23 protein-coding genes and 1 tRNA gene are annotated in these 24,819 nt (G+C 50.4%); 17 read left to right on the top strand and 7 right to left on the bottom strand.

The features are described from left to right. Positions 1-39: 39 nt before the first annotated feature. Positions 40-2,484, bottom strand: a complete 2,445-nt coding sequence (gene fadE / locus OGX95_RS05790) for an acyl-CoA dehydrogenase FadE (protein WP_137384394.1) — start codon at positions 2,482-2,484, stop codon at positions 40-42. Between the two features lie 239 nt (positions 2,485-2,723). Here fadE and lpcA point away from each other — a divergent pair, with 239 nt between their 5' ends. Then, entirely contained in the window at positions 2,724-3,302 is a 579-nt protein-coding gene (lpcA, locus tag OGX95_RS05785; protein ID WP_016151815.1) for a D-sedoheptulose 7-phosphate isomerase, read from the top strand. Positions 3,303-3,586: 284 nt separating this feature from the next. Further along, on the top strand, positions 3,587-4,354 hold the full coding sequence (locus OGX95_RS05780) for a class II glutamine amidotransferase (RefSeq protein ID WP_286628658.1): 768 nt from the start codon (positions 3,587-3,589) through the stop codon (positions 4,352-4,354). Here OGX95_RS05780 and dpaA read toward each other — a convergent pair. Further along, positions 4,325-5,065 (bottom strand): peptidoglycan meso-diaminopimelic acid protein amidase, encoded by a 741-nt coding sequence (gene dpaA, locus OGX95_RS05775; RefSeq protein ID WP_137384395.1) that lies wholly within the window; start codon positions 5,063-5,065, stop codon positions 4,325-4,327. The genes OGX95_RS05780 and dpaA overlap by 30 nt on opposite strands. Positions 5,066-5,393: 328 nt before the next feature. On the opposite strand from dpaA, the gene dinB reads away from it, so the two are divergent. Further along, the gene (gene dinB, locus OGX95_RS05770; RefSeq protein ID WP_286628655.1) at positions 5,394-6,449 is read left to right on the top strand and encodes a DNA polymerase IV; all 1,056 of its coding nucleotides are present in this window, start codon (positions 5,394-5,396) and stop codon (positions 6,447-6,449) included. A gap of 109 nt (positions 6,450-6,558) precedes the next feature. Here dinB and pepD read toward each other — a convergent pair whose 3' ends face one another. Next, entirely contained in the window at positions 6,559-8,016 is a 1,458-nt protein-coding gene (gene pepD, locus OGX95_RS05765; protein WP_286628654.1) for a cytosol nonspecific dipeptidase, read from the bottom strand. Positions 8,017-8,277: 261 nt separating this feature from the next. Here pepD and gpt point away from each other — a divergent pair, with 261 nt between their 5' ends. From gpt to crl, 3 genes are all read left to right on the top strand, one after another. Next, entirely contained in the window at positions 8,278-8,736 is a 459-nt protein-coding gene (gene gpt / locus OGX95_RS05760) for a xanthine phosphoribosyltransferase (protein WP_003031380.1), read from the top strand. A gap of 98 nt (positions 8,737-8,834) precedes the next feature. After that, the gene (gene frsA / locus OGX95_RS05755; RefSeq protein WP_286628653.1) at positions 8,835-10,079 is read left to right on the top strand and encodes an esterase FrsA; all 1,245 of its coding nucleotides are present in this window, start codon (positions 8,835-8,837) and stop codon (positions 10,077-10,079) included. 57 nt (positions 10,080-10,136) lie between these two features. Continuing rightward, entirely contained in the window at positions 10,137-10,538 is a 402-nt protein-coding gene (gene crl, locus OGX95_RS05750; RefSeq protein WP_005133595.1) for a sigma factor-binding protein Crl, read from the top strand. A gap of 56 nt (positions 10,539-10,594) precedes the next feature. On the opposite strand, the gene phoE is transcribed toward crl, so the two are convergent. After that, entirely contained in the window at positions 10,595-11,650 is a 1,056-nt protein-coding gene (gene phoE / locus OGX95_RS05745; protein WP_286628651.1) for a phosphoporin PhoE, read from the bottom strand. Positions 11,651-11,939: 289 nt separating this feature from the next. Between phoE and proB the strand changes: the two genes are divergently transcribed. From proB to OGX95_RS05715, 6 genes are all read left to right on the top strand, one after another. Further along, positions 11,940-13,043 carry a glutamate 5-kinase gene (proB, locus tag OGX95_RS05740; protein WP_286628648.1) on the top strand — a complete coding sequence of 368 codons (1,104 nt, stop codon included), beginning with the start codon at positions 11,940-11,942 and terminating at the stop codon, positions 13,041-13,043. Between the two features lie 11 nt (positions 13,044-13,054). Beyond that, on the top strand, positions 13,055-14,308 hold the full coding sequence (proA, locus tag OGX95_RS05735; RefSeq protein ID WP_286628647.1) for a glutamate-5-semialdehyde dehydrogenase: 1,254 nt from the start codon (positions 13,055-13,057) through the stop codon (positions 14,306-14,308). A 114-nt stretch (positions 14,309-14,422) separates the two neighbouring features. Next, positions 14,423-14,498 (top strand) — tRNA-Thr (locus OGX95_RS05730). Between the two features lie 162 nt (positions 14,499-14,660). Continuing rightward, complete coding sequence (locus tag OGX95_RS05725; RefSeq protein ID WP_103849110.1) at positions 14,661-15,845, top strand: tyrosine-type recombinase/integrase; 1,185 nt, start codon at positions 14,661-14,663, stop codon at positions 15,843-15,845. Further along, a complete protein-coding gene (locus OGX95_RS05720) occupies positions 15,838-17,466 on the top strand; it encodes an RNA-directed DNA polymerase (RefSeq protein WP_103849111.1) in 1,629 nt (542 codons plus the stop codon). Before OGX95_RS05725 ends, OGX95_RS05720 begins: the two co-directional genes overlap by 8 nt. Further along, on the top strand, positions 17,463-18,203 hold the full coding sequence (locus OGX95_RS05715) for a hypothetical protein (RefSeq protein ID WP_286628644.1): 741 nt from the start codon (positions 17,463-17,465) through the stop codon (positions 18,201-18,203). The genes OGX95_RS05720 and OGX95_RS05715 overlap by 4 nt, the downstream gene beginning before the upstream one ends. A 311-nt stretch (positions 18,204-18,514) precedes the next feature. Here the strand turns inward: OGX95_RS05715 and OGX95_RS05710 are convergent, their stop codons facing one another. From OGX95_RS05710 to sid, 3 genes are read right to left on the bottom strand one after another with little or no spacing between them, the layout of a single operon-like run. Further along, on the bottom strand, positions 18,515-19,081 hold the full coding sequence (locus tag OGX95_RS05710; protein WP_103849113.1) for a phage polarity suppression protein: 567 nt from the start codon (positions 19,079-19,081) through the stop codon (positions 18,515-18,517). A 16-nt stretch (positions 19,082-19,097) separates the two neighbouring features. Further along, on the bottom strand, positions 19,098-19,343 hold the full coding sequence (locus OGX95_RS05705; protein ID WP_000984205.1) for an ogr/Delta-like zinc finger family protein: 246 nt from the start codon (positions 19,341-19,343) through the stop codon (positions 19,098-19,100). Next, complete coding sequence (gene sid, locus OGX95_RS05700; protein WP_002444335.1) at positions 19,340-20,077, bottom strand: capsid size-determining scaffold Sid; 738 nt, start codon at positions 20,075-20,077, stop codon at positions 19,340-19,342. The genes OGX95_RS05705 and sid overlap by 4 nt, the downstream gene beginning before the upstream one ends. A gap of 540 nt (positions 20,078-20,617) precedes the next feature. Between sid and OGX95_RS05695 the strand changes: the two genes are divergently transcribed. From OGX95_RS05695 to OGX95_RS05675, 5 genes are read left to right on the top strand one after another with little or no spacing between them, the layout of a single operon-like run. After that, a complete protein-coding gene (locus OGX95_RS05695) occupies positions 20,618-20,884 on the top strand; it encodes a helix-turn-helix transcriptional regulator (protein ID WP_000556587.1) in 267 nt (88 codons plus the stop codon). Continuing rightward, complete coding sequence (locus OGX95_RS05690) at positions 20,881-21,432, top strand: host cell division inhibitor Icd-like protein (protein WP_034920516.1); 552 nt, start codon at positions 20,881-20,883, stop codon at positions 21,430-21,432. The genes OGX95_RS05695 and OGX95_RS05690 overlap by 4 nt, the downstream gene beginning before the upstream one ends. Continuing rightward, positions 21,429-21,656 carry a hypothetical protein gene (locus OGX95_RS05685; protein ID WP_002444348.1) on the top strand — a complete coding sequence of 76 codons (228 nt, stop codon included), beginning with the start codon at positions 21,429-21,431 and terminating at the stop codon, positions 21,654-21,656. Before OGX95_RS05690 ends, OGX95_RS05685 begins: the two co-directional genes overlap by 4 nt. Beyond that, complete coding sequence (locus OGX95_RS05680; protein ID WP_021563885.1) at positions 21,653-21,973, top strand: DUF5375 domain-containing protein; 321 nt, start codon at positions 21,653-21,655, stop codon at positions 21,971-21,973. The genes OGX95_RS05685 and OGX95_RS05680 overlap by 4 nt, the downstream gene beginning before the upstream one ends. A gap of 14 nt (positions 21,974-21,987) precedes the next feature. Beyond that, positions 21,988-24,321: a primase-helicase zinc-binding domain-containing protein gene (locus tag OGX95_RS05675; RefSeq protein ID WP_032674221.1), complete on the top strand. Its 2,334-nt coding sequence runs from the start codon at positions 21,988-21,990 to the stop codon at positions 24,319-24,321. Positions 24,322-24,819: the final 498 nt, after the last annotated feature.

Genomic DNA, 24,819 nt, shown 5'->3' with positions numbered 1-24,819 from the left:
AGCCCCGCATTTAGCGGGGCTGAACGTTGTGCGTTAGCGTTATGCTGCTTCGACCTTACGCACTTTCTCTGGCAACTTTACCGGCTGAGTCGCCAGCGCCTCGGGTTCAAAATCATCAACATTGATACTGCGCAGGCGGCTTGCTTCGGCTTTTACCAGAATCGCCGCTTCGTCTTTATCAATCAGCCCTTTGGCCAGCGCGTTATGTGCCAGCTCGTCCAGGCGGGTAAACGGTAGATTTTTACCCAACTCTTTGCAGATCCGCTGGTGGATTGGGTCGGCAGCAATGACATCCAACAGCGCCTCTTCCAGTAACCCAACCGGGTTGTGCTCGCTTGGCGTCAGGTACTGACCGCGGCCAAGACGAGAACGGGTGGCGCTTGGAACCTGCAGAATCTTCGCGACTTTATGATCCAGCTTGTCAGACGGTGCATGGTAGTGGCGACCGGTAGGGAAGATGACCACATTCAGCAACCCGGCAACCAGACGGTTCGGGAAGTTCTTCAGCAAGTCGTCCATCGCCTGTTCAGCTTTGTACAACGCATCCTGTACGCCCCAGTGAACCAGCGGCAAGTCTGCTTCATTTCGGCCTTCATCGTCATAACGCTTCAGCACGGCGGAGGCAAGATACAGCTGACTTAACACATCACCCAGTCGAGCAGAGATACGTTCACGACGCTTCAGGCTACCACCCAATACGGCCATGGACACATCTGAAAGTAATGCCAGGTTGGCGCTCAAACGGTTCAGGTGCTGATAGTAACGCTTGGTGGCATCACCGGTTGGCGTGCTGCTGGTTAACCCGCGAGTCAAACCAAGCCAGAAGCTGCGCACTTTATTACTGCCTACGTGACCAATATGTTTAAACAGCAGTTTGTCGAACGCATTCACGTCGTTATTCTGCGCCGCAGCCATCTCTTCAAGTACATACGGATGGCAGCGAATTGCGCCCTGACCGAAGATCATCATGCTACGCGTCAGGATGTTGGCGCCTTCGACGGTAATGGCGATCGGTGCACCCTGATAAGCACGGGCCAGGAAGTTACTTTCGCCAAGCATAATACCTTTGCCGCCAGTAATATCCATTGCATCGATGATTGATTGCTGTCCACGGTGAGTACAGTGATATTTCACGATAGCCGACAGCACCGCTGGCTTCTCACCCAGCATAATGCCGTAGGTAATCAGCGACGCTGCGGCATCCATCACATAGGCGTTACCGGCGATACGCGCCAACGGTTCTTCAATACCTTCCATCTTGCCGATAGAGATTTTGAACTGGCGACGGATATGCGCATAGGCGCCAGTCGCCATGGCGACGGATTTAACGCCACCCGTAGAGTTAGATGGCAGGGTAATGCCGCGTCCTACGGACAGACATTCCACCAGCATACGCCAGCCCTGACCGGCCATTTTCGGGCCACCGATGATGTAATCAATAGGGACAAAGACATCTTTACCCAGCGTTGGTCCGTTCTGGAACGGCACGTTCAGCGGGAAGTGACGACGGCCAATTTGTACGCCCGGCGTTGAGGTTGGAATCAGCGCACAGGTAATGCCAAGATCTTCTTCGCCACCCAGCAGTTTTTCCGGGTCAGAGAGTTTAAACGCCAGACCCAGAACGGTAGCGATAGGGGCCAGCGTGATATAACGTTTGTTCCAGGTCAGGCGCATACCCAGCACCTGCTGGCCCTGCCAGTCGCCCATACAAACCACACCGGTATCAGGGATCGCACCTGCATCGGAGCCGGCTTCCGGGCTGGTCAGTGCAAAGCATGGGATTTCCTGACCACGTGCCAGACGCGGCAGATAGTGGTTTTTCTGTTCTTCGGTGCCGTAATGCTGCAGCAGTTCACCTGGGCCTAATGAGTTAGGTACGCCGACGGTGATCGCCAGGATCCCTGAAACACCGGAGAGCTTCTGCAGTACGCGAGCCTGGGCATACGCAGAGAATTCCAGCCCGCCGTACTCTTTCTTGATGATCATTGCGAAGAAGCGGTGTTCTTTCAGATATGCCCACAATTCCGGCGGCAGATCCGCTAATTCATGGGTGATCTGGAAATCGTTCGCCATGCGGCATGCTTCTTCCACTGGGCCATCGATAAACGCCTGCTCTTCAGCAGTCAGATGCGGCTGCGGATAGTTGTGCAGTTTTTTCCAGTCAGGTTTGCCCTGGAACAGGTCACCTTCCCACCAGGTTGTACCGGCATCGATCGCTTCTTTTTCAGTACGCGACATCGGCGGCATGACTTTACGGAAACCGCGGAACACGGGAGCGGAAATCATGGATTTACGCATCGGGGTAAAGTTAAACGGTACGAGAATAATGGCCAGAGGAACCAGCAGCCAGACTGACCACAGGCCAGCCACGCCGAGCGCAGCCGTCCAGGCGAGCAAAATTAAGCTGCTGAGGAATAAGCTCACGCGGTGATAGAACAGAACGCTGAGCAGAACAACCGTAGCGATAATACTCAAAATCATCATAACGAAAAGCTCCCTTGCTTGTAGGAGGTCTGACCACTTGTGATGATATGGTTGTAGTGTATGTAAAATCTTTTAGCAATGCGTTTACAAAATAATTACAACAAAGCTCACATTGTTGTTGTTTTAACCGGCACAAAAAATCAAAAGCGACAGCCATTCCTGTGGCTTGTACTTCTCGCTGGTAGCGCTATCCGGTACACTGCATCTTGTCATTTACATTCATGCTGAAGGATATCCTCATGTACCAGGATCTTATTCGTAACGAACTGAGCGAAGCGGCGGAAACGCTGGCTAATTTTCTTAAAGATGACGCCAATATTCACGCCATTCAACGCGCGGCGGTCCTGTTGGCAGATAGCTTCAAAGCCGGTGGGAAGGTACTTTCCTGTGGTAATGGCGGCTCCCATTGCGATGCGATGCATTTCGCCGAAGAGCTGACTGGACGCTATCGTGAAAACCGTCCGGGCTACCCGGCTATCGCTATCTCTGACGTCAGCCATATATCCTGCGTCAGCAACGATTTTGGTTACGATTATGTATTCTCCCGCTACGTTGAAGCGGTTGGCCGTGAAGGCGATGTCCTGCTAGGCATCTCCACTTCGGGTAACTCCGGTAACGTGATTAAAGCGATTGCTGCGGCGCGTGAGAAGGGAATGAAAGTCATCACCCTGACCGGCAAAGATGGCGGTAAAATGGCCGGTAGCGCAGATATTGAAATTCGCGTGCCGCACTTTGGCTATGCTGACCGTATTCAGGAAATTCATATCAAAGTGATCCATATCCTGATTCAGTTGATCGAAAAAGAGATGGTTAAGTAACTATACCCGTCATACTTCAAGCTGCAGGTGCGTTGGCTGCACTCAGAAACCCCAGTCACATAGTTATCTATGCTCCTGGGGATTTAATGAGGGACATCCATGTCCCTCACCGAAGGCAGCCTTTGGCTGTTCAAATTCGTTCCAGACGAATTTGTCCTTCCCTTGCCGCCTACCTGCAACTCGAATTATTTAGGGTATAGGAGGCGATTTTATTTGCTACTTTGAATCCAAACTGGATGCAACAATTACGCCTTCCCGCTTTAAGGCGTTTGTGGAGGTGATGTATGTGCGAACTGCTCGGGATGAGCGCCAATGTGCCAACCGATATTTGCTTTAGCTTCACCGGGCTGGTTCAGCGCGGCGGAGGTACCGGGCCGCACAAAGACGGCTGGGGTATTACATTTTACGAGGGTAAGGGTTGCCGTACGTTTAAAGATCCGCAACCCAGCTTTAATTCGCCTATCGCCAAACTGGTTCAAGACTATCCCATTAAATCCTGTTCCGTGGTTGCCCATATTCGTCAGGCGAATCGGGGGGAAGTGGCGCTGGAAAATACCCACCCGTTTACGCGTGAACTGTGGGGACGCAACTGGACCTATGCCCATAACGGACAGCTGAACGGCTATAAATCGCTGGAAACCGGTAATTTCCGTCCGGTCGGCGAAACCGACAGTGAAAAAGCCTTCTGCTGGCTGCTGCATAAGCTGACCGAGCGTTATCCGCGTACGCCGGGTAACATGACGGCAGTATTTAGATATATTGCGGTACTGGCCGGGGTATTACGTGAGAAAGGTGTTTTCAACATGCTGTTGTCCGACGGACGGTATGTCATGGCCTTCTGCTCAACCAATTTGTTCTGGATCACGCGTCGGGCACCGTTTGGCGTGGCGACATTGCTGGATCAGGATGTGGAAATTGATTTTAGCTCAGAGACCACACCCAATGATGTGGTCACTGTGATTGCTACTCAGCCACTGACGGGCAATGAAACCTGGCAAAAGATTATGCCAGGCGAGTGGGCGCTATTTTGTCTCGGGGAGCGTGTAGTTTGACGCCAGTTGCGGCTGAACCACTTCGTGACTCAACGGCTTGCTGACGATATAACGGCCATCGACAACGGAAACGGTTGGTGGCTTACGCGTTTGTTCAAAGTAATCGTATCCCGGTTTTAGCTGCGACCAGAAATCTTTGTAATACGAAAACTTATGGCGCTGCATGTTAGCGTCAGTCATGCGGAACGGGTAAATGCTTACCTGAACGCTGGACTGGCCGAATACCAGAGCGCCGGTCACAAACTGGAAAATCTCATCAATACCGTTGTCGGTCATTGCATAGCAACCGACAGAAACGCAGGCACCGTGGATCATCAGGTACTTACCTTCGTAGCCGTGCGCACGATCGTAGGCGTTAGGGAAGCCAATGTTAATTGCTTTATAAAAGCGGCTGTCTGGTTTGAGTTGCCCGCGCTGAACGCTGTAGAACCCTTCCGGACTTTTAAAATCACCCTGACGTTGTTTTGGCCCTAATCCACCGGAGTAGTTACAGATTTTATAGCTGTCGAGCAGCTGATACTGTTCGCCCATCTTGACGTACAGATCGAGCGTCCGCTCTTCTTTAAAGATCTGAATATAGACAGGGGACCCCATCAATTGCTGCTTATATTCTTTGCTGATTGGCGTGGTCGGGCTGCCGCTGCTCAGCAAACCGGCAAATGAAACGCACGGCAATAAAAGCATCGCAAGAAAAAATGCGATTTTACGCATACTGCTTATTCCTTGATAAAACGATTACACACGCCAGGACGGCAAAAAGAGTCCCCAAATCAGAAAAGTCTGCATTTGGAGCGCTCACATTAGCACCAAGAGAGTTTTTCGCAAGTCTCTCGTGCGCTGTTTACACTTTAGTTTGTCTTTATACGGAAAATTGGGATTAAAGACAGTCAGAAACGGGCGTATTTTATTATCTGCCGATTCTGCGAGTTGTGTTTGTGGCGTTTTCTGTCGCGTTATAAATGAGACAATATAAGGTATGTTCATACTTCTCACAGCACAAAAACACTGTATACTTAAACAGTGTTGTGGGAGGCGAGCGATGCGCAAAATCATACATGTCGATATGGACTGCTTTTTCGCGGCGGTGGAAATGCGTGATAACCCGGCCCTGCGCGATATCCCCATTGCTATTGGTGGCAGTCGTGAACGTCGGGGGGTCATCAGCACCGCCAATTACCCGGCACGAAAGTTTGGTGTGAGTAGCGCAATGCCTACGGGAATGGCGCTAAAACTGTGTCCGCATCTCACCTTATTACCCGGCCGTTACGACGCTTATAAAGAGGTTTCTCGCCAGATTCAGGCCATCTTCTCTCGCTACACTTCCCTCATCGAACCCCTTTCGCTGGATGAAGCCTATCTTGATGTGACCGACAGTCCGCACTGCCACGGCTCGGCCACACTGATAGCACAGGAGATCCGTCAGACGATTTTCAACGAACTACAGCTCACCGCCTCGGCGGGGATTGCGCCGGTTAAGTTTCTGGCCAAAATAGCCTCAGATTTAAATAAACCCAACGGGCAATATGTGATTACTCCCGCGGATGTTCCCGAATTCCTCAGAACGTTACCCCTGGGGAAAATCCCCGGCGTCGGGAAGGTTTCTGCTGCAAAGCTCGAAGCCATTGGATTGCGCACCTGCGAGGATGTACAAAAATACGATCTGGCCCTGCTGCTTAAGCGGTTTGGTAAGTTTGGTCGTGTGCTGTGGGAACGCAGTCAGGGTATTGATGAACGCGATGTGAATAACGACAGGCTGCGAAAGTCAGTCGGCGTCGAGCGCACGCTGGCGGAAGATATTCATGAATGGTCGGAGTGTGAGGCAATTATTGAGCGACTCTACCCGGAACTGGAGCGGCGGCTGGCAAAGGTTAAGCCTGATCTCTTTATCGCCCGTCAGGGGGTGAAGCTAAAGTTTAATGATTTTCAGCAGACGACGCAGGAACACGTCTGGCCGCGCTTAAATAAAGAGGAACTGATCGCGACGGCACGTAATACCTGGAACGAACGTCGGGGAGGGCGTGGGGTAAGGCTGGTGGGATTACACGTTACGCTGCTGGATCCGCAACTGGAAAGGCAACTACTGTTGGGGATTTGACGCTGATGTATTGCCGGTTGGCGGCGTAAATGCCTTATCCAGCCCACAAATCAGTGCGTAGCGTGTGGGCCGGATAAGCACAGTGCCATCCGGCATTTAGTGCAGAGACTTACTTCGCCGGAATAGACTTCAGCAGTTCAGTCAGCAGGGTCCAGTAATGACCGACGCTTTCAATATGAACCTGTTCATCCGGAGAGTGCGGACCGGTGATGGTCGGCCCGATGGAAACCATGTCCATATCCGGATACGGTTTCTTGAACAGACCGCATTCCAGGCCGGCGTGGATAATCTGGATGTTCGGCGTCTTGTTGAACAGGCGCTGATAGGTTTCACGCACCAGGTGCATGACCGGAGAGTTCGCGTCCGGCTGCCAGCCAGGATACGCGCCTTTGGCTTCGGTTTTGGCGCCAGCCAGCTTGCCAAGAGAATCCAGCATGCTCACGACATAGTCTTTACCGCTGTCGATCAGCGAGCGAACCAGGCAGTGGATCTGCACGTTATCGTCAGTCATGGTGACCACGCCGACGTTCAGGGAGGTTTCCACCACGCCTTTCGCCACGTCAGAATTGCGGATCACACCGTTCGGGGTGGCGTTCAGCAGACGAACAAAGGTATCGCGAGACTGAGCAGTCAGTGCGGCTTTGTCATTGCTGACGGCATCCAGCAGCAGCGCCAGATTCTTCTCTTTTGCTTCCAGCTCGTTTTTCAGGATCTCCTGATATGTGCTGACCAGCGCTTTTAACGCATCAACTTTATCGGCAGCAACAGCGAGAGTCGCAAAGGCTTCGCGCGGAATAGCGTTGCGCAGCGTACCGCCGTTGAAGTCAACCAGGCGCAGATCCAGCTCTTGGGCGTGGCCTGCCAGGAAACGTACCAGCAGCTTATTGGCATTACCGAGGCCAACGTGAATTTCGCCACCGGAGTGACCGCCTTTCAGGCCTTTTAAGGTCAGCTTAAAGTTCTGGAAGCCAGCAGGAATGGCTTCACGCTCGAGCTTCAGGTTAGAGGTGAAGTCAATACCCCCCGCGCAACCCATGTAGATCTCACCTTCTTCTTCAGAGTCGGTGTTGATCAGGATATCCGCCTGCAGCCAGTTCGCCTGCAGACCAAATGCGCCGTCCATGCCCGCTTCTTCGGTCATGGTCAGCAGCACTTCCAGCGGACCGTGTGCCACGTTGTCATCAGCCAGTACCGCCAGCGCAGACGCCATACCGATACCGTTATCTGCACCCAGCGTGGTACCACGGGCTTTTACCCATTCGCCATCAATATAAGGCTGGATCGGATCTTTAGTGAAATCGTGCACAGTGTCGTTATTTTTTTGCGGGACCATATCCAGGTGCGCCTGCAAAACGACCGGCTTGCGATTTTCCATTCCTGCGGTAGCGGGTTTACGAATCAGGATATTACCCACCTGATCGCGCTCGACGTGGAAACCTTTCTCCTGGGCCCAGCTCAGAATGTGTTCAGCGAGTTGCTCTTCATGGTAGGACGGATGAGGAATAGAACAGATTTTGGCAAAAATATCCCACAGCGGTTGCGGGGATAACTGAGACAGTTCAGACACGTTGAGTCTCCTTGGCGATGTCCTACAAAATTGACTTGCAGGCCACGGGGTTAGCGGAATTAAAAACACCACAAGTCAGGCTTGCGCGATGCGATTGAGAATACCACTTTCTTCGCTGGCGGCTAGTATAAAGCATGCAAAAAGAGGCGCGGATTCCGCGAAACACTGGTTTTTAGTGCGTCAGATCTCTATAATCTCGCGCAACCTATTTCCCCCTCGAACACTTTTTAAGCCGTAGATAAACAGGCTGGGACACTTCACATGAGCGAAAAATACGTCGTCACCTGGGACATGTTGCAGATCCATGCACGTAAACTGGCAAGCCGCCTGATGCCTTCTGAACAGTGGAAAGGCATTATTGCCGTTAGCCGCGGTGGTCTGGTGCCAGGCGCATTGCTGGCGCGTGAATTGGGTATTCGTCATGTCGATACCGTATGCATCTCCAGCTACGATCACGATAACCAGCGCGAACTGAAAGTGCTGAAACGTGCGGAAGGTGACGGTGAAGGTTTCATCGTGATCGATGACCTGGTAGACACCGGTGGCACTGCTGTTGCGATCCGCGAAATGTACCCTAAAGCGCATTTCGTCACCATCTTTGCTAAGCCGGCAGGTCGCCCGCTGGTGAATGATTATGTGGTTGATATCCCTCAGGATACCTGGATTGAGCAGCCGTGGGATATGGGAGTCGTGTTCGTTCCGCCAATCTCTGGTCGCTAATCTAAAAGTTTTCAACGCCTGGCTATGCCGGGCGTTGTTCTTTTTCGTCTCCATCGGGTTACACTATGCCTTAGTGAGTACTCATGGAGGCCGTAATTATGTCGCAGGCTAACCTCAGCGAAGTCCTGTTTAAACCCCGCTTCAAACACCCTGAAACGTCAACGCTGGTTCGTCGATTTAATCACGGCGCGCAGCCGCCTGTGCAGTCTGCCCTGGATGGCAAAACAATCCCGCACTGGTATCGCATGGTGAATCGCCTGATGTGGATCTGGCGTGGCGTCGATCCGCGTGAAATCCTCGAAGTGCAGGCGCGTATTGTGATGAGCGAAGCCGAGCGCACGGATAAAGAACTTTATGACACGGTCATTGGCTATCGCGGCGGGAACTGGATCTACGAGTGGGCGAAGCAGGCGATGGACTGGCAACAGAAAGCATCTATGGAAGAGGACCCGCAGGTGAGTGGTCGCCACTGGCTGCATGCCTCCACGCTGTACAACATTGCAGCATACCCGCATTTAAAAGGTGATGAGCTGGCAGAGCAGGCGCAGGCCCTGGCCAACCGCGCTTACGAAGAGGCGGCCCAACGACTGCCAGGGACGCTGCGCGAGATGGAATTTGCCGTTGCCGGCGGTGCGCCGGTCACTGGCTTCCTGCACATGCCAAAAGGCGACGGCCCGTTCCCGACAGTGCTGATGTGCGGCGGCCTGGATTCCATGCAAACCGACTACTACACCCTGTATGAGCGCTATTTCGCTCCGCGTGGTATTGCCATGCTGACGCTGGATATGCCTTCGGTTGGATTCTCGTCAAAATGGAAATTGACCCAGGATTCCAGCCTGCTGCATCAACATGTATTAAAAGCGCTGCCAAATATTCCCTGGGTCGATCACACCCGTGTGGCGGCATTCGGTTTTCGCTTTGGCGCTAATGTCGCAGTTCGCCTGGCCTATCTTGAATCATCGCGCCTGAAGGCTGTGGCCTGTCTGGGACCGGTGGTCCATGCGCTTCTTAGTGACCCACAGCGTCAGGCTTCAGTACCGGAAATGTATCTTGACGTTCTGGCCAGCCGGCTGGGGATGCACGATGCATCCGATGAAGCACTACGCGTCGAGCTAAACCGCTATTCATTAAAGGTACAAGGGCTGCTGGGCCGTCGCTGTCCAACGCCAATGCTCTCGGGGTTCTGGAAAAACGATCCGTTTAGTCCGGAAGAGGAGTCTCGCTTAATTACGTCGTCATCTTCTGACGGTAAGCTGCTGGAGGTTCCGTTCAACCCGGTGTATCGCAATTTTGACAAAGCGCTGCAAGAAATTACCGGGTGGATCAATCATAGATTGTGTTAATAGATTGCTAAATTTTATTGGTTTGGTAAAACAGTTGCTTCACCTAAGGAGATCGCAATGACGTTACCGAGTGGACACCCGAAAAGCAGATTGATCAAAAAATTCACCGCGCTTGGCCCTTACATCCGCGAAGGGCAGTGCGAAGATAATCGATTCTTTTTCGATTGTCTGGCTGTTTGCGTCAACGTGAAACCGGCACCAGAGAAACGTGAATTTTGGGGCTGGTGGATGGAGCTGGAAGCGCAGGAAAAACGCTTTACATACAGCTACCAGTTTGGTTTGTTCGATAAAGACGGCAACTGGACCGCCGTGCCGATTAAAGAGACTGAAGTGGTAGAGCGACTGGAATACACCTTACGCGAGTTTCATGAAAAATTGCGTGGGTTATTAACGACGCTGAATCTGGCGCTGGAACCAGCTGACGACTTTAAGGATGAGCCGGTTAAATTAACGGCATAACGAACAGAAAAATGCCGGATGGCGGCGCAACCCCATCCGGCATTTTTTATGTTACATCAGAACTGATAGACCATACCGACAGCAACGATATCATCATCGTTGATACCCAGTTTATTATTGCTATCCAGTTGGTTGATTTTATAATCAACAAATGCCGACATATTTTTGTTGAAATAATAGGTCGCACCTACGTCGATATAATTCACCAGATCTTCATCGCCTATGCCTTCGATATCTTTGCCTTTTGACAGCACATAACCCAGGGATGGACGCAGACCAAAGTCAAACTGGTACTGAGCGACCACTTCGAAGTTCTGAGTTTTGTTAGCAAAGCCACCGGAAATAGGTGTCATATTGCGTGTTTCAGAATAGAACGTTGCCAGATAAATATCGTTGGCATCATATTTTAAACCTGTCGCCCAGGATTCGGCTTTATCGCCAGTACCACGGTTTTGCAGGTTCTGCTGATTGGTACGGTCGGAGTTGGTATAGGCACCACTGATGGCGAAATCGCTGCCGCCAAAGTCATATGTCACGGAGGTACCAAAGCCGTCGCCGTTCTGTTTTTTCACATCGCGGTCCTGGTTTTTTCCCTGATATTGCAGGGTAAGATCCAGACCATCAACGACGCCGAAGAAGTCGGTATTGCGGTAAGTGGCCAGGCCGCTGGCACGTTTGGTCATAAAGTTATCGGTCTGTGCGGAAGAGTCACCACCGAATTCCGGGAACATATCCGTCCACGCTTCCACGTCATACAGCGCACCCAGGTTACGACCATAATCAAACGAACCAAAATCTTTTAATTTCACACCGGCGAAAGCCAGACGTGTTTTTTGCTGATTGGTTTCGCTTTCAGCTTTATTCCCTGCAAACTCAGCTTCCCAACGACCATAACCGGTCAGTTGATCGTTAATTTGCGTTTCGCCTTTAAAACCTAAGCGGATATAGCTCTGGTCGCCGTCTTTGCTGTCATAATCAGTCATGTAGTGCATCGCTTTGACTTTGCCATACAAGTCCAGTTTATTACTGTTCTTGTTATAGACTTCTGCCGCCTGTACGGACGCCGATGCAATAATACCCATCACCACTAATGCCAGAGTGCTCTTTTTCATTTTCATTCCTGATTTAAAGTACGCGCTAATATTTACTGGGTGTGATCCCCGTTAAAAGACAGGAGGGTTTTTAACGTCTGGCAATGAACGTTTTATGACAAAGTAAGAATATTTTTAAAAAAGAATGTTTTTTTGTGTCTGTAATAAATGCGTCAAAATCTGCCGCTACGCTTGCTGATCCTGCGCAATAAAATTTCATGCTTTGTGCTCTGGTTGTTGGCAACCGGGGCCAGTCCTGCTAAAACGTTCGTTTGATATCATTTTCCCCAATTTTGAATGGCAGAGAATCATGAGTGACAGCCAGACGCTGGTGGTAAAACTTGGCACCAGTGTGTTAACGGGCGGATCGCGCCGCCTGAACCGCGCCCATATCGTAGAACTGGTTCGCCAGTGTGCGCAGCTCCATGCCGCAGGGCATCGTATTGTTATCGTTACTTCGGGCGCCATTGCCGCCGGACGCGAGCATCTTGGTTACCCTGAACTCCCGGCGACGATAGCGTCGAAACAACTGTTGGCGGCGGTAGGGCAGAGTCGATTGATTCAACTATGGGAACAGCTGTTCTCAATTTACGGTATTCATATCGGCCAGATGCTGCTGACGCGTGCGGATATGGAAGATCGTGAACGTTTCCTTAATGCCCGCGATACGTTGCGTGCACTACTGGATAACAACATTGTTCCCGTCATTAATGAGAACGATGCAGTGGCGACGGCTGAAATTAAAGTCGGTGATAATGACAACCTTTCGGCGCTGGCGGCGATCCTGGCCGGTGCCGATAAGCTGCTGCTGTTGACCGATCAACAGGGTCTGTTCACCGCCGATCCGCGTACTAACCCGCAGGCTGAACTGATCAAAGATGTTCACGGTGTTGATGATGCGCTGCGCGCCATTGCCGGGGACAGCGTCTCTGGTCTGGGAACCGGTGGTATGGGGACAAAATTACAGGCTGCCGACGTGGCCTGCCGCGCGGGTATCGACACCATTATTGCCGCAGGCAGCAAGCCGGGCGTCATTGGCGATGTGATGGAAGGTGTTTCTGTCGGTACACGTTTTCATGCTCAGGCTTCTCCGTTGGAAAACCGTAAACGCTGGATTTTCGGCGCGCCGCCTGCCGGGGAGATTACCGTCGATGAAGGCGCTACCGCGGCGATTCTTGAGCGCGGCAGTTCACTGCTGCCAAAAGGCATTAAAAGCGTGACAGGCGACTTCTCTCGTGGTGAAGTGATCCGCATCTGCAACCTCGAAGGGCGTGATATTGCCCACGGCGTCACTCGCTATAATAGTGATGCGCTACGCCGTATTGCCGGGCACCACTCACAACAGATTGACACTATTCTTGGCTATGAATACGGCCCGGTTGCTGTCCATCGTGACGATATGATTACCCGTTAAGGAACAGGCATATGCTGGAACAAATGGGCATTGCTGCCAAAGCTGCGTCATATAAGCTGGCGCTACTCTCCAGCCGCGAAAAAAACCGCGTGCTGGAAACCATTGCTGATGAGCTGGAAGCGCAAACGGAAAGCATCCTCAGCGCGAACGCACAGGATGTTGAACAGGCGCGTGAAAATGGCCTGAGCGAAGCGATGCTTGATCGCCTCGCACTGACCCCGGCACGCCTGAAAGCCATCGCAGACGACGTGCGTCAGGTGTGTAATCTCGCCGACCCGGTAGGGCAGGTGATTGACGGCGGTCTGCTGGATAGTGGTCTGCGTCTGGAGCGTCGCCGCGTGCCGCTGGGCGTGATTGGCGTGATTTATGAAGCGCGTCCTAACGTCACCGTTGATGTGGCTTCGTTGTGCCTGAAAACGGGCAATGCGGCAATTTTGCGCGGTGGGAAAGAGACGTATCGGACTAACGCCGCCACTGTTGCCGTGATCCAGCATGCGCTGCAAGCCTGTGGCTTACCGGCTGCTGCGGTGCAGTCGATTGATAACCCGGATCGCGCGCTGGTCACTGAAATGCTGCGGATGGATAAGTACATCGATATGCTGATCCCTCGTGGTGGCGCAGGGCTGCACAAGCTGTGTCGTGAACAGTCGACTATCCCGGTTATCACCGGTGGTATTGGTGTATGTCATATCTATGTAGATGATACGGCTGAGATCGCCCCGGCGCTGAAGATTATCGTCAACGCCAAAACCCAGCGTCCGAGCACGTGTAACACTGTAGAAACCCTGCTGGTGCATCAGGATATCGCTGCGCGTTTTCTGCCTGCACTAAGCCAGCAAATGGCAGAAAGCGGTGTGACGCTTCATGCCGATGATGCCGCACTGGCCGCGTTGCAGGCCGGACCGGCAAACGTCGTGGCGGTAAAAGCGGAACAGTATGACGATGAGTTTTTATCGCTGGATCTGAACGTGAAGATTGTCGCCGATCTGGATGACGCCATTGCCCATATTCGTGAGCATGGTACTCAGCATTCTGATGCGATTCTGACGCGTACGCTGCGCAACGCCGATCGTTTTGTGAATGAAGTGGACTCTTCAGCCGTATACGTTAACGCTTCCACCCGTTTTACCGATGGCGGTCAGTTTGGTCTCGGTGCGGAAGTCGCCGTGAGTACGCAAAAATTACACGCGCGTGGCCCAATGGGGCTGGAAGCACTGACCACTTACAAGTGGATTGGCTTTGGTGACGACACGATTCGTGCGTAATTGAAACTGGGTGATGCAAAAATAGGCGTTTGATTCGCAAGGCCATTGACGCATCGCCCGGTTAGTTTTAACCTTCTACCCCGTGTTCACATTCATGGACATGTCCTTTTCAGGGCCGATATAGCTCAGTTGGTAGAGCAGCGCATTCGTAATGCGAAGGTCGTAGGTTCGACTCCTATTATCGGCACCATCTCAACTTCCTCAAACGTCCGTATTAGTCCGTAAATCTACTGATTTATAACGTTTTTTCTTATTTTGAGTCCATAGTAGTCCGTAACCATCCAGTAGAATCCGGTACTGAATGTGTATAGGATTGTGTATATGTTCCTGTTCGGTCTGGATTCCTATACACATGCCTTTAAACGATATGCAGATTCGCCGCGCTAAGCCTGAAGCTAAAGCCTATACACTTGGAGATGGGCAAGGGCTGTCTTTGCTTATAGAACCTAATGGAAGCAAGAGCTGGCGGTTCCGCTATCGTTTTGCCGGTAAACCAAAAATGATCTCGCTGGGTGTGTACCCGACGATCACACTTGCCGATGCGCGTTCTCGTCGCGACGATGCTCGAAAACTGGTAGCCGAAGGAAAGAATCCGAGTGAGGTTAGAAAAGAGCAGAAGATTGCTTTGCAAACGGAATCCGAAAGCGCGTTTGAAAAGATAGCCACAGAGTGGCATCAGATGAAGTCCGCCAAATGGTCGGTAGGATATGCGTCAGATATCATGGAAGCGTTTCAGAACGATATTTTTCCTTATGTGGGTACGAGACCTGTCGGCGAAATTAAACCGCTAGAACTGCTTAATGTGCTGCGTAAAATCGAAAAGCGCGGTGCATTAGAAAAAATGCGCAAAGTTCGGCAGCGATGCTCAGAAGTTTTCCGCTATGCCATTGCTACAGGAAGGGCTGAATTTAATCCTGCAGCGGATCTCTCCAGTGCTCTTGAAGTACATCAATCCAATCATTTCCCGTTCTTAAAGGCTGATGAGATACCTGATTTTCTGTGTGCTTTAGACAGTTACACAGGTAGTCGGCTTGTCCAGATTGCTACGAAGTTACTGATGATTACGGGTGTAAGAACCATCGAATTACGGGCTGCATTATGGTCGGAATTTGATCTGGATAACGCTATTTGGGAAATTCCAGCAGAAAGGATGAAAATGCGTAGGGCACACCTTGTGCCACTGTCGTCTCAAGCGTTAGATTTACTTAATGAACTCAAAATGATGACAGGGAATTATCGTTATGCATTTCCGGGGCGGAACGATCCGAACAAGCCGATGAGTGAAGCAAGCATAAATCAGGTAATCAAACGCATTGGTTATGGCGGTAAAGTCACTGGTCATGGATTTCGACATTCCTTATCTACTATCCTCCATGAAAAAGGATATGATTCAGCTTGGATAGAAATACAACTTGCGCATATAGATAAGAATAATATTAGAGGTACGTATAATCATGCTCAATATATTGATAAGCGCCGAGATATGATGCAGTGGTATTCAAGTTATATTTTAAATAAGGAGATTGTGAATGAGTAACGAGTTTGATAGTAACAAATTAGAAAATTGTTTTGAGCTTGCGTTGGAAAATATCATTAAACACGGTGATACAGATATTTTCCCTTATCCATTCGAAAGTCGGTTGTTTGAAGATGATAAGGAGAAAGTAAAAACTGCATTAATGCAAACATTTGATGACTTTGAAAATAAACGGATCGAGATTCCACCAAACATAATTAATAGTTTTTCGAGTATCGGTTATTATGGTTACAGGTGGGCAAGTCAAATAGACCCATTTTGGAATGCTTTCTTTCTTGGTTTGGTTTTAAAAATCGCAGATGATATAGAAAGGAATAGATCTACCAGAACTCAGGTTTATTCATATCGCTTTAAACCAAACCTTGCAGATGGTTCTCTTTTTGATAAGGATATTTCATGGAGAAAATATCAAGAAGACAGTATCACTGAATGTTCTAATGATGAAATAAAATATGTGCTTACATGCGATATAGCAGATTTCTATCCGCGTATTTATCATCACCGTTTAGAAAATGCGTTAGACAGAATAGATCCCAACAAAGATTACGCTGGCAAAATTAAGAAATTATTGCAGACATTTAGTGAAACAAAATCATATGGAGTACCAGTTGGATGCCCTGCATCTAGAATATTAGCAGAACTAGCGCTAGATTCTATTGATAAATTATTGTCTATGAATGGAATTAACTACAAACGTTATGTCGACGATTTTGTTATCTTTTGTCACTCTAGGGAGGATGCTCATAAGGTTTTAACTTTGCTTAGTAAAAAATTGATGGAAAATGAAGGGCTGACTTTACAGAAACAAAAAACCAATATTGTTACTAAAGAAGAGTTTCTTTCAGTTACTAAAGCTAAATTGCATGGTAATGATGAAGATGAAGAATCTCCTATGAAGGCTAAATTTATGAGTCTGCCTATAAGGTTTGATCCTTATTCAGCGAACGCAATAGAAGAATATGAAGAGATAAAGGAATCCTTAAAAGATTTTGACTTGTTAGCAATGTTGAGTAGCGAATTACAAAAATCAAAAATCAATCAATCTTTTAGCAAGCATTTGATAAAGGCATTCTCAGCAACATCAGACGAAATAATAAGCAGTGCTTTCAAAGTAATGTTCAATAACTTGCATGAGTTGTATCCAATATTTACAACAATAATTCAAGTGGCTAATTCCAACTGGCAAAAGTTAAGCACAGAAACCAAAGATATAATTCTTGATAAGATAACTGCACTAATTAAAGAAGATTCATATATTTTGAGTACTGAGCTTAACTTAGCCTATGTAGCCCGAATGCTCTCAAAAGAAAATTCAGAAAAATCCACTCTAATTCTTAGTGATATATACAATAAGAATCCAGAAAGCATCTTAGTCAAAAACATAGTTACTCAGTCAATGGCAAAGATTAATTCTTACGCATGGCTTTCTGACATCAAAAAAAACTTTTCTGCAATGCATCCGTTACAGAGAAGACTATTGATTGTTTCAAGTTATATCTTGGGTGATGAAGGAAGGCACTGGAGAGAGCATAATAAGAAATCATTCAACTTTATAGAGATGATTTATAGGGATTGGGCAAGTCAAAGACATACCGCAAGAAATCTTGAGGATGCGCTATGATTTCTGAATTAACATTTTCTAGAAAATTCACTTCATTTTGGAATCAATTACTTCCAAATGCTAATAACTTCATACGCATTATTAACGGCAGTCTCATAGATGACGTTTATCCCCCTCTAGATGATACTGCTAACAGGTCAAATAACGTCTTTGTCAATGAATGTGCATTTAATTTATATACAGCAATACAGAATGATTTATTAGACAGGGATATTCTTTTAGCGCAAGATATATTCCATCGCGCTGATTTTCAGGGTATTTTTGAAAAAACAAAAGAATATCTACAGCGATTCTCTTATGGTTCTAACTTCAAACTACCTTTAAGTATGATCGAATATAATACCATCAGGGAAATTGCAAGAAATATTTTCTCTCGATATGGAATGGAAAACCAAGTTGAAGTATCTCCACAGTTCGATGGATGCGGAGTAATTAATAACTCATATGGCGATATTTACTATTCAAATGTTCTTGTTGAAATAAAATCAGGAGACAGGAAGTTTAGTGTTTACGATCTTAGACAGGTGCTTATATATTTCACCTTAAACTTTTACTCAAAGAATAAAAGACCTATCAAGAGGTTTGAACTTTTCAATCCTCGAATGGGTATCACTTATAGTGATTCCATTGTCAGCCTTTGCAAAGAGCTAGCATTTATTCAACCTGAAGAATTGTACTTTGAAATAATGAATTCTATTACAGAGGAAAATTTCATAGTAACTGAAATGCAACGCTAGATATCCCGCAAGACCACTGCAATTCATTGTAGTGGTCTTTTTCTAAACGTTCCTTCTGGCGAATAATGCCTGAAAACCAAAAAATTTATAGGAAATTAAATTATCAGCCTCAGCGCGCAATGCTCTCCCCGCCACGCCTGCCCGCTTAATGGGCCGCTTTTAATGCAGGTGCAAAGATGGTCTCAGGCCGCGCCACGACTGGCGCTGGTCTGGCATGCCGGAGCGAGAAAATGCATGCAAAACCATGCACCTTATGGATGCATGGCTTATTTCGTTAAAAATAGCGGGATTTACGGGGATTTTTTGACAGGCTACTGCGCGGCCAGTCCGGCGCGTCGACGGGTGTAAATCATGTTCTGTGCAGGGGTGAATTTTTCACGATTATCATCCCGCGAAGGCGCGTCAGGCCTGTATCCGATGGCCGTTAAAATATCTTTATCCTGTGCAGAATAATTAATGTCATTTCCAGCGGTCAGCCAGACGGAAAGAGCTTCCCTCAGGTAAGCGACTGAACGGTCAAGCGCGCGATTTTTTATCATCGCGGGCTGGTTTTTAATCCCCATCAGCTCCGGTGCCAGTGCGGCGGCCAGCTCTGCGCCGTTCTGCTGCATAAAATCATGCAGCCGGTTACGGATGCTGATGCGCTGCACCTCCTCGTGCGAGAAGATGTAGCGACCGGCGGCCTGATTAACTTCCCATTTTTTTACGTCAATCAGGTCACGCAGCATCGGTAATCTGCGGGAGCCTGATACATTGTCATCCAGCAATAATTCCTGATATTCCTGCATTGCGGCGGCCAGTTCGGTTTTACGGTTCAGCCACGCGGTTTTGTTCGTCTGACAGGCGTCATAGGCCTGCTGTAAGGTCAGAGTGGTCACGGGTTGTCTCTCCTGATTAATGGCGGAACGGCGAGCTGTAGCAGCCTTTTACCCGACGGGGTGCCACGGGGGCTGTCGGCACCGGCGCGGGTTTCTCATCGACGACCGGCGAACGTATCACTTCAAAGATGGACTCATGCGTTTTGAATGTCGCCGAGCAGTGCACATTCTGGCACTGCAGGTAACTCTCTTTGACGCTGTCAGACATATAGCGGCTGGTGCGAACGTGTGCCGCCGTGCGGCAGAAAGGGCAGCGCATCATGACAATAACCCCCGTGCTTTCAGGTCAGCTTCACGTTCCCGCATTTTTTCCTGCCAGACTTTTCGCTGACCGGGCGTGGTCGCAACGTCATGTTCCATATGCGGCAGTGTGGAAGCCGACAGCCCTGTTTTAAACAGCACCGGTTCATCGGTCAGACGGATATTGCAGCCCTTTACGGCCTGTTCAAGCCACGCTTTCACCTGCTGCATTACAACTTTTTCCGGTTCGATATATCCCTGATGCCCGGTCGTATTAGCAAGCGGATTATTCAGAACCAGTATGTTGAGTTTCATTGCTCTGATGAGGGCACTGCAGCTTTCACGCAGGGCAGCATCAAGTTCATGCTCTGCATACTGACTGAGGACGCCGTGATGTGCCTGACGGTATGCTCTGGCCGTGCGGTCACAGGCTCCTTTGAGCCTGTCCAGCTCAAAAGACAGTACCTCGTTCATGCTGTCACATTCCTGCGCCAGTTCCCGCCGTGCCACGCGCGCCAGATGGCGTTGTTTCAGCTCGTCGGTAATGACAGCACCACCGGCACGAAAGGCGGCGCGCCATGCGCCGGAATCATTGCCGTTTTCCTGCTCCAGTTCCTTTTTTTGCGTTTGCACCTGGCTGATGGCCGTCGTGGTTTCATCCATACGGCTGGCATTGACGAGATGCGCCGAGCGGGCAGTCTCAAGGCGTTCCATTGCAGGTTTAAGGTAGTCGGGAATAACAGCGGTCTGAGTCATGTCGGGTCTCCTCTTCGTTTCAACCTGAGGAGATTCTGCCGCGCCAGACACAACAACACGATTCATTGCCGTTGTGGCAAAAATGGCACAAACAGACCTTAAAACCCGGCTGGCCAGAGAAAGGTCTCAGGAAAACCTTACTCACTGTTTGTTTTTTTACTTATAACTATTCACTACTGTTCACTGAAAAGAAAAAGATAAGTAATACAGTAAGATAAAGGGTGAACAGTTGAGGATGTAACTGTTCACCGACTGTTCACTACTGTTCACATTTTGCTTTTTGCCTGGGGTGTCGGATTTAGTCTTTTTTCCGATTAATTATGAGGAAATATATAAGTGAAAGTACTTAAAGTTACTGCAATGTAATGCATTGATTTGCATCTGTTTGCCAGCGTTTGCCATTGTTTAAAAATCGCTCTGTTGTGTGACGAGGAGCTATAGAAAGACTTGTTGCCCTGAGGGAAAATATTCACAAAATAGAGAGCTACCCGAAGCCGGACGGACACGACCGGCACTGTATGGACTTTGTGAGGTAGCCCGATGCACACCGCTTTTTCTTCCCCGTCTTCTGCCCCTGCCGCGCCGCTGATGCCGGTCTCTGATACCGTTCATGAGCGCTTTATCCGTCTGCCCGAAGTGATGCATCTGTGCGGCCTGTCCCGGTCGACCATTTACGACCTCATCAGCCGCGAGGCTTTCCCGAAACAAATCAGCCTGGGCGGTAAAAACGTGGCGTGGGCGCAGTCTGAAATCACCGCATGGATGGCAGATCGTATTGCCGAACGCAACCGGGGCTATGACGCATGATGATGACCGTTCAGCAAACCGTCCCTTTTTCTGGCTTGCTTCTTTTCGCCGTTTCCAGGTATAGTTTCCCCGCTGTCGCAAAATCGGCAGCCGGGCGTAGGAACCCGAGTTACTTCAAGGCGACACCAGACGCGCCATGCGTCTTTTTTTATGTCGTTGCTCAGGCACACCCATTTTTCGGGCTGTGGTGCTTATACCTTAGCCCCTGTCAGATAATGGTGGTCCGGGCGGGGCAGCCTTCGGGCTGGCCGGTTTCCTTGAAGGCCGGTATTCCTACCCCCGTTCGGGTCACCACCCATGAGCGTAGGAACTCCGGTGGTGGCAATAACCGCTACTTCAAGGAGGTTGCCCCTATGGCTACGACCCTCACTCCGTCACACCCGCAGTTTGTCTTTGTGTTTGCCGCCGTTCGTCGTGCAGACCGTAAACCCCGTATCTGTATGCTCCGCACTGTTGCCGGTGATGAACACGCCGCACGGCTTTCCCTCGTTCGCGATTACGTCCTCTCGTTCGCTGGCCGCCTGCCGGTTGCGGAGGTGCGCGCATGAAACACACCACCATTACCGCCCGTGACCTCGAATGCCTTGAGCACATGCGCAACATCGGCCAGCTCGTCAATGAGCTGATGCAGGTGCAGGACTGTGCGACCGTCAGGCGTGACCCGGTGCAGCAGTCACAGCTCACCTCCGTGATTTACCTCATGACCGCCCAGCTCGACGGTGTGGTCGAACGCTGCAATCAGCAGTGGCTGACCGGGGAAGGGAATGTATGAAAAAGCCATTACCCCCCGTATTACGCGCCGCGCTGTATCGTCGCGCCGTGGCCTGTGCATGGCTGACGGTATGCGAGCGTCAGCACCGCTATCCCTACCTCACCCTCGATGCACTGGAAAGCGCCATTGCCGCCGAGCTGGAGGGTTTCTATCTGCGTCAGCACGGTGAGGAAAAAGGCCGTCAGATTGCCTGCGCACTGCTGGAAGATTTAATGGAAGCCGGACCACTCAAGGCCGCGCCCTCACTGTCCTTTCTCGGGCTCGCGGTGATGGATGAACTTTGCGCCCGTCATATCACATCGCCTGTATTGCACTGAGGGAGAAAATAACCATGAAAATGAACGTAACGGAAACCGTAAAACAGGCGTGCGGCCACTGGCCGCGTATCCTCCCGGCGCTGGGTGTGAAGGTGATTAAAAACCGCCATCAGTCCTGCCCGGTGTGCGGCGGCTCTGACCGCTTCCGCTTCGATGACAAAGAGGGGCGGGGGACGTGGTTCTGTAACCAGTGCGGCGCGGGTGACGGACTGAAACTGATTGAGAAGGTATTCGATGTATCTGCCTCTGAGGCCGCCCAAAAGGTGAATGCCGTCACCGGAAATCTGTCGCCGGTCGCCCCGGAAGTGATTGCGGCCGCAGAAGCTGAAACCGATGCTGACCGCAAAGCGGCGGCCGGGCTGGCCGTTAAGCTCATGGAGAAAACCCGCACGGCCAGCGGCAACGCCTACCTCACCCGCAAGGGATTCCCCGGTCATGAGTGTGTCATGCTGACGGCCACACACAAAACCGGCGGCGTGACGTTCCGCGCCGGTGATATGGTTGTCCCGCTGTATGACGATGCCGGGGCACTGGTTAACGTTCAGCTTATTAATTCTGACGGTCTCAAACGCACCCTGAAAGGCGGGGCGGTAAAAGGAGCGAGCCATACCATCGAAGGGAAAAAACAGGCCGGAAAACGCCTGTGGATAGCGGAGGGTTATGCGACCGCGCTCACCGTGCATCACCTGACCGGCGAAACCGTTATGGTGGCGCTGTCGTCCGTGAACCTCCTTTCTCTGGCGAGCCTTGCCCGTCAGAAACACCCGGCCTGTCAGATTGTGCTCGCCGCCGACCGTGACCTTAACGGTGACGGCCAGAACAAAGCCGCGGCGGCCGCAGAAGCCTGTGAAGGCATTGTCGCCCTGCCGCCGGTGTTCGGTGACTGGAATGATGCGTTTATAGAGAAAGGAGAGGAGGCCACGCGGAAAGCCATTTATGACGCCATCCGGCCACCGGCTGACAGTCCTTTCACTACCATGAGTGAGGCGGAATTTACCGCCATGAGCACCAGTGAAAAGGCAATGCGGGTGCATGAACATTACGGCGAAGCGCTGGCCGTGGACGCGAACGGCCAGCTCCTGTCCCGCTATGAGGCCGGGATATGGAAAATCATTCCACCGTCGGATTTTGCCCGCGATGTGGCCGGATTGTTCCAGCGTCTGCGCGCGCCGTTCTCGTCGGGGAAAATCGCCTCAGTTGTGGAGACCCTGAAACTGATTATTCCGCAGCAGGACGCCCCGGCGCGCCGTCTGATTGGTTTTCGCAACGGCGTACTCGATACCGCCACCGGCACATTCAACCCTCACCATAAATCACACTGGCTGCGCACGCTCTGTGATGTCGATTTTACCCCGCCGGTCGAGGGTGAAACGCTGGAAACTCACGCCCCGGATTTCTGGCGCTGGCTCGACCGCGCCGCCGGTGGCAGACCGGAAAAACGCGACGTGATTCTGGCCGCGCTGTTTATGGTGCTGGCGAACCGCTACGACTGGCAGCTCTTTCTCGAAGTGACCGGGCCGGGTGGCAGCGGGAAAAGTATTCTGGCCGAAATTGCGACCATGCTTGCCGGGGAAGATAACGCCACATCGGCCACCATCGAAACGCTGGAATCACCGCGCGAACGTGCCGCGCTAATTGGCTTCTCGCTGATTCGCCTGCCTGACCAGGAAAAGTGGAGCGGTGACGGGGCAGGACTCAAGGCCATCACTGGCGGGGATGCGGTCTCCGTTGACCCGAAATACAAGGATGCGTACTCCACCCATATTCCGGCGGTGGTTCTGGCCGTGAACAATAACCCGATGCGCTTCACTGACCGCAGCGGCGGTGTTTCCCGTCGCCGGGTGATCCTGCATTTCCCGGAGCAGATTGCGCCGGAGGAACGCGACCCGCAGCTTAAGAACAAAATCGCCCGTGAGCTGGCCGTGATTGTGCGCCAGCTAATGCAGAAGTTCAGCGATCCGATGACTGCCCGCGCACTGCTCCAGTCACAGCAGAACTCCGACGAGGCGCTCAGCATCAAGCGCGATGCCGACCCGACATTTGATTTTTGCGGCTATCTGGAAGCCCTGCCGGAGCCTGAGGGTATGTATATTGGCAATGCCAGCATCATACCGCGTCAGCCGCGTCTGTATCTGTATCATGCCTATCTGGCGTATATGGAAGCCCACGGCTACAGGAATACCCTGAGCCTCACCATGTTCGGCAAGGGGCTGCCAGCCATGCTGAAAGAGTACGGGCTGAGCTATGAAAAGCGCCGGAAAAATCAGGGCATACAGACCAATCTGGCGCTCAGGGAAGAAAGCAACGCCGACTGGCTGCCGAAATGCGATGATCCCATAGCGAGATAACTTACTCTGACCGGCAATCGCCGGTCTTTTTTTACCTGCAAAACGGCAAAAGTGAACAGTAAAGTGTTCACTGTTCACCAACCATTCACCGCATAAGTTAATGAATATTATAAACAAAAACCATTAGTGAACAGTGTGAACAGTTTTTCTAAAAAAAAGTTTTTTTCTGTTAATTAGTTCGTATGAAAAATGAACGCACCCGTCAATGTGTATAGTGGTGTGTATAGGAATGTTTTTCGATTTTATTTTTATCAATAAAATCATTGTATTGATGTTGTTTATCGGTTCCTATTATCGCACCATTTAAATCAAATAGTTATAAGTTTTTCTTTCCCTCAAATCTCACTAACCCCTTTCTCGCGTACTTACTGGCGTACTTGTTTGGCATGATATGATATAGCGAGCATAACGTGCCCGCTCTGAATTTGAATCAAACCTTGCGAATGTTCATCGCATCTCTATTAGTGGATGAATCTCACTCGCCAACAATGACTTAAG

Source organism: Citrobacter sp. Cu233, assembly GCF_030332225.1.
Classification (GTDB): Bacteria; Pseudomonadota; Gammaproteobacteria; order Enterobacterales; family Enterobacteriaceae; genus Citrobacter.
Note: the sequence above shows the minus strand (reverse complement) of the source record. Positions and strands in the feature narration are given on the sequence as shown.